A 9482-nucleotide genomic window follows, 5' to 3' on the forward strand; every position below is an offset into this window, starting at 1 on the left:
TTTTTACACTTTCTAGTAAAGTATAATAATTGACTTAGTATAAATATGATAATTAATGTTTATTATAGATTTCTTAGACTGGTGAATTAAGAAGAAGTAAAAAATTGCTCTAAAATAGTATGATTGATAATGTGATTTGATGAATATGAGATGCTATATAGGTAATTAAATGCTCTTTCCTATTTGGAAAGAGCAGCATTTAAAAAATATTATTTTTGCTGATGCAACCATTCGGCTACTTGTTTGGCAAAATAGGTTAATACGCCATCGGCACCTGCACGTTTAAAGCAAAGTAAAGATTCCATAATTGCTGATTTTTCATCTAACCAGCCGTTTTGAATTGCCGCTGTTAACATAGCATATTCGCCAGAAACTTGATAAGCAAAAGTTGGGACGGCAAAAGTTTCTTTCACTCTTCGAACAATATCAAGATAAGGCATACCAGGTTTAACCATGACCATATCTGCGCCTTCACTTAAATCTTGATAGATTTCTTGTAATGCTTCATTACTATTAGCAGGATCGAGTTGATAAGTTTTTTTATTACCACCTTTAATATTTTTTGCTGATCCGACAGCATCACGAAAAGGGCCATAAAAACTTGATGCGTATTTTGCGGAATAAGCCATAATTTGTGTGTTAAAAAAACCGTGCTTTTCGAGTTCGTTACGTATTGCTCCAATGCGTCCATCCATCATGTCACTTGGCGCAATAATATCTACACCTGCTTGAGCTTGCATTAACGCTTGTTTAACAAGCGTTTCAACAGAGATATCATTTTGTACATACCCTTGTTCATCAATAATGCCATCTTGTCCATGCGTGGTATATGGATCAAGTGCGACATCAGTTAGTACACCGAGCTCTGGAATTTCTTTTTTTAATGCTCGAACAGCTTTTGGTACTAACCCATTTTCGTTATATGCTTCTTGTGCTAATAAAGATTTTTTTGATGGTTCAATAGCAGGAAATAGTGAAAGAACAGGAATTCCTAGTTTAGCTACTTGTTCCGCTTCTTTTAACAATACGTCAATACTCATTCGATTAACGTTTGGCATCGAGGTAATTGATTCAGTAATATTATTGCCTTCAACAATAAAAACTGGATAGATTAGATCGTTGACCGTCAAACTATGTTCTGCAACCATACGACGACTAAAGTCATGGGCACGATTACGGCGTAAGCGGCGCTTTGGATATTGACCAGTAATTAATGATGACATGAAATACTCCTGTTTATTTTCAATTAGATTTGTTTTATTATCTGACTCTGTATACTTATTAGCAAATTAATTTGTTATCTTATAATAATTCTATTTTTTACTTTACAACATATATCGATTGAGGGTAAAATTGCGCACTAATTTTAATCCCTTGTGATATTAAACAAATTTGAGGTGAGAGGCACATGCCAGTAATTAAAGTACGTGAAAATGAACCTTTCGATGTAGCGTTACGTCGTTTCAAACGTTCGTGTGAGAAAGCAGGAGTTTTAGCTGAAGTTCGTAATCGTGAATTTTACGAAAAGCCAACTACTATTCGTAAAAGAGCTAAAGCAGCAGCTGTTAAACGCCATGCTAAAAAATTAGAAAGAGAAAACGCTCGTCGTACTCGCTTATATTAATCTTTTAAGATTATTTATACTGAAAACTAGAATTGATATTAAAAATCAATTTATTATCTTTTTGATATAAAGAATTCTAACAAGCCGTATTTTGATACGGCTTGTTGTCTTTTTATAACACCATAATTGGTTAAAGTTTTATCATGAAAGGTCTTATTCCTCGCGATTTCATCTTGGATCTAACTGCTCGAACCAACATCCTTGATGTGATTGGCAAACGGGTTAAAATGAAAAAAAAGGGGAATAATTATTTTGGTTGTTGCCCTTTTCATGATGAAAAAACAGCTTCTTTTTCTCTTAATGAGAAAAAACAGATCTTTTATTGTTTTGGATGTGGCGCATCAGGATCTGTTGTTAATTTTCTAATGCAATATGAGCGGTTATCTTTTCCTGAAGCTATTGAAGAATTAGCTAGCTTGCAAGGAATTCGTGTCCCTTATATTGATGACGATAAAAATCAAATTGATCAAGCAAAGCACATTGAATCTAGAAATGTACGTCGAGATCTATATACTTTGATGGGCAAAATCACCGATTTTTATCAGCAACAATTAGCATTATCTACATCCACTGATGCTCAAAAATACCTTGAGCAACGGGGACTCAATGCAGAAATTATAGCACGGTATAGAATTGGTTTTGCGCCTAATGACTGGCGTTTAACTTCACAAAGTGTGGTTAAAACAAAAGCTGAAGAAGCACTTTATGAACAAGCCGGTATGCAAGTCAGCCACGATAGGGGTAATCAATATGACCGTTTTCGTGGAAGAATCATGTTTCCTATTCGCGATAGACAAGGCAATGTTATAGCGTTTGGTGGAAGAACTATCATTAATGATTCTGCAAAATATATTAATTCACCAGAAACCCCCATATTTCATAAAGGCTTTCAACTTTACGGACTTTATGAAACGCTAGAAGTCAATCGTAATCCTCAACAACTGATGGTGGTTGAAGGCTATATGGATGTGGTTTCGCTTGCTCAATATGGCATTGATTATGCTGTTGCTGCTTTAGGTACGGCTACATCAGAGGAGCATATTAAATTATTATTTAGAGCAACAGATTCGGTAATATTTTGTTATGACGGCGATAATGCTGGACGAAGCGCTGCTTGGCGGGCACTTAATGTTTTATTACCTTGCTTAATCGATGGTAAGAAAATAACTTTTGCTTTTTTACCTCAAGATGAAGATCCTGATAGTTTTGTGCGTAAAGTCGGTAAGGATAATTTTGAAAAATATTTAAATGAATCTTCAAATTTGTCGAAATTTTTATTTGATGAACTTTTGAAACAGGTTGATTTAAAAACGGCTGAAGGAAAAGCAAAATTGAGTTCGCTAGCTTTACCGCTACTTGATCAAATTAAGGCAAAAGCCTTTAGATTAAATTTATTGCAGAAGCTCGGTAATTATTTAGGTTTACTTGATGTATCTCAATTAGAACAATTAATTCAAGAAAATCGTTCCCAACGTGATGAAAAGGCAAATGAAAAAGCGCCTACATCACAAATGAAATTAACAACGATGCGAGTTTTAATTGGTTTATTACTTCAATATCCTAATCTTGCAGAGCAAGTTTCTGATATAAATGTGATTCGCCAGGTTAAAATGGCCGGGATCGAGATTTTTGTTGAATTACTTGAACTATGTCAACGTTATCCCAATATAACTACTGCACAAATATTAATAGAGTGTATGGATAGACCGTTTTATAAGCAGTTGAATCGTTTATCCACCTGGGAGTGTCATTATCAAGATGGCGAAATAGGCTCAATTTTTTCACATACTTTAAAAGAGTTATATGATAATATACTCGCCCAAAGGCAAGATGAACTAATCGCAAAAGAGAGAGTCTCCGGCTTAAGCACCGCAGAGAAAAAAGAATTGGCGACTTTAATACTTGTTTTATCAAAAAAAGACTAAATATATAGAATACGTGTAGATTCCAGATATTGTTCTACATGCATAATATAAATGACCAAATAACTAAAATGGATACCTTTATGGAGCAAAATTCTCAATCACAGTTAAAACTCCTAATCATTCGAGGTAAGGAGCTAGGATACCTGACCTATGCTGATGTCAACGATCACTTGCCTGAAGAGATTATTGATTCAGATCAGATTGAAGATATTATCCAAATGATTAATGATATGGGGATTCAAGTTCTTGAAGAAGCCCCTGATTCTGATGAGTTATTACTTTCAGATAATGTCCCTGATGAAGAGGCCGTTGAAGCAGCAACAGCATTAGTATTATCTAATGTTGAGTCAGAAATTGGTAGAACAACCGATCCTGTTCGTATGTATATGCGTGAAATGGGGGCGGTTGAACTGTTAACGCGTGAAGGCGAAATTGATATTGCTAAGCGTATTGAAGATGGCATTAATCAAGTGCAAACTTCAGTATCGGAATATCCAGAAGCAATAACTTATCTTTTAGAGCAATATAATTTAATCGAAAGCGGACAAGTTCGTTTATCTGATTTGATTACAGGTTTTGTTGATCCAAATGCTGAAGAAGTTGCTGAAGAGTTACCTGAAGATTTAGAGGTTAGTGAAACCGAAATTGAAATTGATGATAGCGATGATGAGAGCGAGGATGACGAAAACGAGGCATCAACTGATGATGATGTTTCTATCGATCCCGAAGTTGCTAAAGCTAAATTTGCCGAATTAAAAGAGCAGCACGACAAAACGTCTGATGCTATTAAAAAATATGGTCGAGCTCATAAAAAAGCACAACAAGAGATCGAAAACCTATCAGAAATATTTAAACAATTCCGCTTAGTTGCTAAGCAGTTTGATATTCTTGTTAATAACATGAGAAGCATGATGGAGCGTGTTAGAACTCATGAACGTGTTATTATGAAGATTTGTGTTGAAAAATGCAAAATGCCGAAAAAACTGTTTATGACTTATTTTACCGGCAACGAAAATAACATGGATTGGTTTAAGAAAGCTTTAACGTCGAAAGGTGCGTTTGCGGCTAATTTAAAAGATTTTGAAACTCAAATTGCTGCGCAAGTTGATTTGCTACAACAAATCGAAACTGAAACAAGCCTTTCTATTGAGCAAATTAAAGATATTAATCGCCGTATGTCTATTGGTGAAGCTAAAGCTCGTCGAGCTAAAAAGGAAATGGTTGAAGCTAACTTACGACTAGTTATTTCTATTGCGAAAAAATACACCAACCGAGGATTACAATTCTTAGATCTTATCCAAGAAGGTAATATTGGCTTGATGAAAGCAGTTGATAAATTTGAATATCGTCGTGGTTATAAATTCTCAACTTATGCAACTTGGTGGATAAGACAAGCGATTACTCGTTCTATAGCTGACCAAGCAAGGACAATCCGTATTCCGGTACATATGATTGAAACAATTAATAAGTTAAATCGTATTTCTCGCCAAATGTTACAGGAAATCGGTCGTGAACCAACACCTGAAGAGTTATCTGAACGCATGCAAATGCCTGAAGATAAAATTCGTAAAGTGCTTAAAATTGCTAAAGAGCCAATTTCTATGGAAACACCAGTTGGTGATGACGAAGATTCGCATTTAGGTGATTTTATTGAAGATACAGCTCTTGAGCAACCGCTAGATGCGGCGACTTCTGAGAGTTTACGTAGCGCAACTCGCGATATTTTATCAGGATTAACGCCTAGAGAAGCGAAAGTGTTACGTATGCGATTTGGTATTGATATGAATACAGATCATACGCTAGAAGAAGTTGGTAAGCAATTTGATGTAACTCGTGAACGTATTCGTCAAATTGAGGCTAAGGCGCTGAGAAAATTACGTCATCCAAGTCGATCTGATGTGCTTCGTAGTTTCTTAGAATAAATTTTATCTTTCTTGTATATCGCCACTTTTGTGGCGATTTTTTTATTCTTGTTAATCAAAGATATTAAAAATCATGAATATATTTCAACGTGTTAAGATTGATTCATTCTTATTGATTCTAATTTGTGTTGTGATTACAGCTAGCTTTTTTCCTTGTGAAGGGCAGGCTAAAACGGTTTTTGAATACCTTACAACTTTTGCTATTGGCTTGCTATTTTTTATGCATGGTGCAAAACTTTCTTTTCAAGCAATTGTCTCTGGTATAAAAAATTGGCGATTACATTTGTTAATATTTACAACTACATTTGTAATATTCCCAGTTTTAGGCATGATGATGCAGTTATTAGTGCCCACTTTTTTATCACATGATATTTATTTAGGTTTTGTTTATCTTTGTGTTTTACCAGCAACAGTGCAGTCTGCAATAGCATTTACTTCAATAGCTAAAGGTAATGTGGCAGCAGCTATTTGCAGTGCCTCAGCATCAACGTTATTGGGGGTGTTTATTACCCCGCTTTTAGTTGGATTGTTAATACATACTCAAACCTCGGCATCAATGAACATAATTGATGCCATTACCTCTATTATGCTGAAACTGATGTTGCCTTTTGTTGTCGGGCATTTATCTAGACGTTTTATTGGTCAATGGGTAGATAAGTATAAAAATATTATTTCTAAAACAGATCGTTTGTCGATTTTATTAGTGGTTTATGTCGCGTTTAGTGATGCAGTTGTTAATGGTATATGGTCGCAAGTCGGTTTTTTATCTTTGTTAAATATTATATTTTTCTCAATTATTCTGTTAGTTATAGTTTTATTTATTACCACTTATAGTGCAAGATTTTTTGGTTTTAGCAAACAAGATGAAATCACAATTGTATTTTGTGGTTCAAAAAAGAGCCTAGCAAGTGGTATTCCAATGGCAAGTGTTATCTTCCCCATGTCGATGATGGGTATTTTGATCCTACCTTTAATGATCTTTCATCAAATCCAATTAATGATTTGTGCTTTTTTGGCGGCACGTTATGCTAAACGAAAAATGTAAAAAATTGTTTTGCTCATTAGCTTATTCTCAAGGATAATAGTGGCGCTAATTAACAACAGAAAGATATATTATGTTTCATCTATTTGCTGATTTAGAATTTTCAACCATTATATTATTAGTCTTAGCTTTACTTTTTGTACTCTTTTATGAGGCTATTAATGGATTTCATGATACTGCTAATGCTGTTGCCACTGTTATTTATACAAGGGCATTGAAAGAACAACTTGCCGTTTTTATGGCCGGAGTATTTAATTTCTTTGGCGTACTACTTGGTGGGCTTAGTGTGGCTTATGCTATAGTGCATTTGTTACCAACTGATTTATTACTTAATGTAAGCTCTGCTCATGGGCTTGCTATGGTATTTTCTATTTTATTTGCAGCAATCATTTGGAATTTAGGTACTTGGTTTGTTGGTATTCCTGCATCAAGTTCACATACTTTAATTGGTTCTATTATTGGCGTAGCACTTGCAAATGCATTGGTTATGGATACATCAATTATTGATGCGCTTAATATTCCTAAGATGATTCAAATCTTTTTATCCTTGATTGTTTCACCAATAGTTGGTCTTGTTATTGCTGGGTTAATGATTTTTTGTCTGCGTAAGTATTGGACACGTAAAGGGCAAAGTAAAAAAAGTAGTAAAAAAAGAGAACGCATCTTTATGACTCCAGAGCAGCGAGAAAAACTTTATGGTAAGAAAAAACCACCTTTTTGGATCCGAATAATGCTTATTATTTCTGCTGCAGGTGTGAGTTTTTCTCATGGTGCTAATGATGGACAAAAAGGTATTGGTTTATTAATGTTAGTATTGATGGGTATTGCTCCTGCTGGCTTTATTGTTAATATGAATGCGTCTACCTATGATATTACTAACACTCGTAATGCTATTGATAATATTCAGGAGTACTTTGTTACTCACAATGATGATCTAACTACGATAATAGGTAAACAACCTGCATTAGACACAAGTATTCCAGAAGGCGATTTGAATAAGTATCATTGTGACTATTCACATTCATTTATCACACTGGGTATTGCTCATAATTTATTTAATAAAATGAATAATTATGAATCACTCACTGTTGAACAACGTTCACAAGCTAGACGCATATTATTATGTTTATCGGATACTGTTTCGCATGTTGCTAAACAAGCTAATGTAACAGCAGAGGAAAAACAATATCTGAAATCTTTGCATAACGATTTACTTAAAACTGTTGAATATGCGCCGATTTGGATCATTATTTCGGTAGCTTCAGCGCTAGCGATTGGAACAATGATAGGATGGCGTCGTGTAGCTATTACTATTGGTGAAAAAATTGGTAAAAAAGGGATGACTTATGCACAGGGCGTGTCGGCACAAATCACTACGGCTTTATCAATTGGGATTGCAAGTTATACAGGTATGCCTGTTTCAACAACTCAAGTTCTTTCTTCATCTGTGGCAGGTACAATGATTGTTGATGGTGGTGGCGTTCAAAGTAAGACCATTAAAAATATTGCATTAACTTGGATTTTAACACTTCCAATTTCAATTTTGTTATCTGGGTCACTTTTTTGGCTTGCTCAAAAATTGATTTAGTAGTAAAAAGAGAGTATCAATTTTGTAGTTTTATCTGACCGTTAAATTGGAAGGAGTAATGTATCATGGCTTATAAACACATATTAGTTGCAGTAGATTTATCACCTGAAAGTGAAGTTCTTGTCGAAAAAGCAGTTTCTATGGCTAGGCCATATAATGCTCAAATATCTTTGATTCATGTTGGTATTAATTATTCGGATCTTTATACTGGTTTAGTTGATATTAATATGAATGATATGAAAGACCGAATTACTGAAGATGCGCATATTGCATTAAATAAACTAGCCAATGATGCGGGATATCCTATAGCTCATACTCTTTCTGGGAATGGCGAATTTGACCAAGTATTAATCGAAGCAATTCATGAATATGGCGCTGATCTTGTCGTGTGTGGTCATCATCAGGATTTTTGGAGTAAGTTAATGTCTTCTGCTCGTCAACTTATCAATAATACACATATTGATACTTTGATTGTTCCGCTAAAAGATGAAGAACTAGCAGAAGAACCTGCTAAATGAAGTATTAAATATCAACCCGCTTAATTAGCGGGTTTTTTTATAGATATTAGATAGTTTTTTGTAAAAAACTTTCCGGTAACTATGTGTTTCAGTATATTTTTATTTACTACTTTTTGTTTATACATATAGTCGTTTATCGAAATATACTCCAATTTTAACTTAGTTTATAAGGGGATTTTATATGAATATAGCTTTGGTTACTGGTGCATCCTCTGGATTTGGGCAAGCTATCTGCCGTAAGCTTATAGCAGATGGTTATAAAGTTGTAGGCGTAGCTAGACGTGCAGATAAACTACAAAACCTTGCAGATGACTTAGGTGCTAATTTCTTTTCATTACCATTAGATATAACTAAAAAAGATGCAGTAAATACTATTTTATTGCAACTACCAAATGAATTTAAGCCCATAGATATTTTAATAAATAATGCAGGTCTAGCATTAGGTTTAGAACCTGCTTATGAAGCAGATTATAACGATTGGGAAACAATGATTGAAACTAACATTATTGGGCTAGTAAATCTAACTCGACAAATTTTACCAGAAATGGTTGAGCGCAATTTTGGTTATATTATTAATCTTGGATCTGTGGCTGGTACTTATGCTTATAAAGGCGGAAATGTTTATGGTGCATCTAAAGCTTTTGTTAAACAATTTAGTGCTAATTTGCGTACCGATTTGTTAGGAAAAAAGGTTAGAGTCACTAATATCGAACCGGGATTATGTGGTGGTACAGAGTTTTCAAATGTTCGCTTTCATGGCGATAACCAGAAAGCCGCACAGGTTTATCAAGGTGTTGAATTTATTACTCCAGAAGATATAGCTAATACTGTGTCTTGGTTAATTAATACACCAAATCATTTTA

General features: G+C 34.5%; 8 protein-coding genes. 7 read left to right on the plus strand and 1 reads right to left on the minus strand.

Annotation, left to right across the window (positions count from 1 at the left end):
- Window positions 1-209 precede the first annotated feature (209 nt).
- Window positions 210-1223: a porphobilinogen synthase gene (gene hemB / locus A9G31_RS03685; protein WP_065560487.1), complete on the minus strand. Its 1014-nt coding sequence runs from the start codon at window positions 1221-1223 to the stop codon at window positions 210-212.
- A gap of 185 nt (window positions 1224-1408) precedes the next feature.
- On the opposite strand from hemB, the gene rpsU reads away from it, so the two are divergent.
- The 7 genes from rpsU to A9G31_RS03720 form a co-directional block, all read left to right on the plus strand.
- Window positions 1409-1624, plus strand: coding sequence for a 30S ribosomal protein S21 (gene rpsU / locus A9G31_RS03690; protein ID WP_034882800.1), 216 nt, complete (start codon window positions 1409-1411; stop codon window positions 1622-1624).
- 143 nt (window positions 1625-1767) lie between these two features.
- The gene (dnaG, locus tag A9G31_RS03695; protein WP_065560488.1) at window positions 1768-3549 is read left to right on the plus strand and encodes a DNA primase; all 1782 of its coding nucleotides are present in this window, start codon (window positions 1768-1770) and stop codon (window positions 3547-3549) included.
- Between the two features lie 80 nt (window positions 3550-3629).
- Window positions 3630-5471: an RNA polymerase sigma factor RpoD gene (rpoD, locus tag A9G31_RS03700; protein WP_065560489.1), complete on the plus strand. Its 1842-nt coding sequence runs from the start codon at window positions 3630-3632 to the stop codon at window positions 5469-5471.
- A 73-nt stretch (window positions 5472-5544) separates the two neighbouring features.
- The gene (locus A9G31_RS03705; protein ID WP_034914119.1) at window positions 5545-6516 is read left to right on the plus strand and encodes a bile acid:sodium symporter family protein; all 972 of its coding nucleotides are present in this window, start codon (window positions 5545-5547) and stop codon (window positions 6514-6516) included.
- 70 nt (window positions 6517-6586) lie between these two features.
- Entirely contained in the window at window positions 6587-8101 is a 1515-nt protein-coding gene (gene pitA, locus A9G31_RS03710; protein WP_065560490.1) for an inorganic phosphate transporter PitA, read from the plus strand.
- A gap of 65 nt (window positions 8102-8166) precedes the next feature.
- A complete protein-coding gene (gene uspA, locus A9G31_RS03715; RefSeq protein ID WP_065560491.1) occupies window positions 8167-8619 on the plus strand; it encodes a universal stress protein UspA in 453 nt (150 codons plus the stop codon).
- A 181-nt stretch (window positions 8620-8800) separates the two neighbouring features.
- A partial coding sequence (locus tag A9G31_RS03720; protein ID WP_065560492.1) for an SDR family NAD(P)-dependent oxidoreductase occupies window positions 8801-9482 on the plus strand: 682 nt, incomplete at its 3' end.

It is taken from the genome of Gilliamella sp. Gris1-4 (assembly GCF_001690335.1).
GTDB lineage: Bacteria > Pseudomonadota > Gammaproteobacteria > Enterobacterales > Orbaceae > Gilliamella > Gilliamella apicola_P.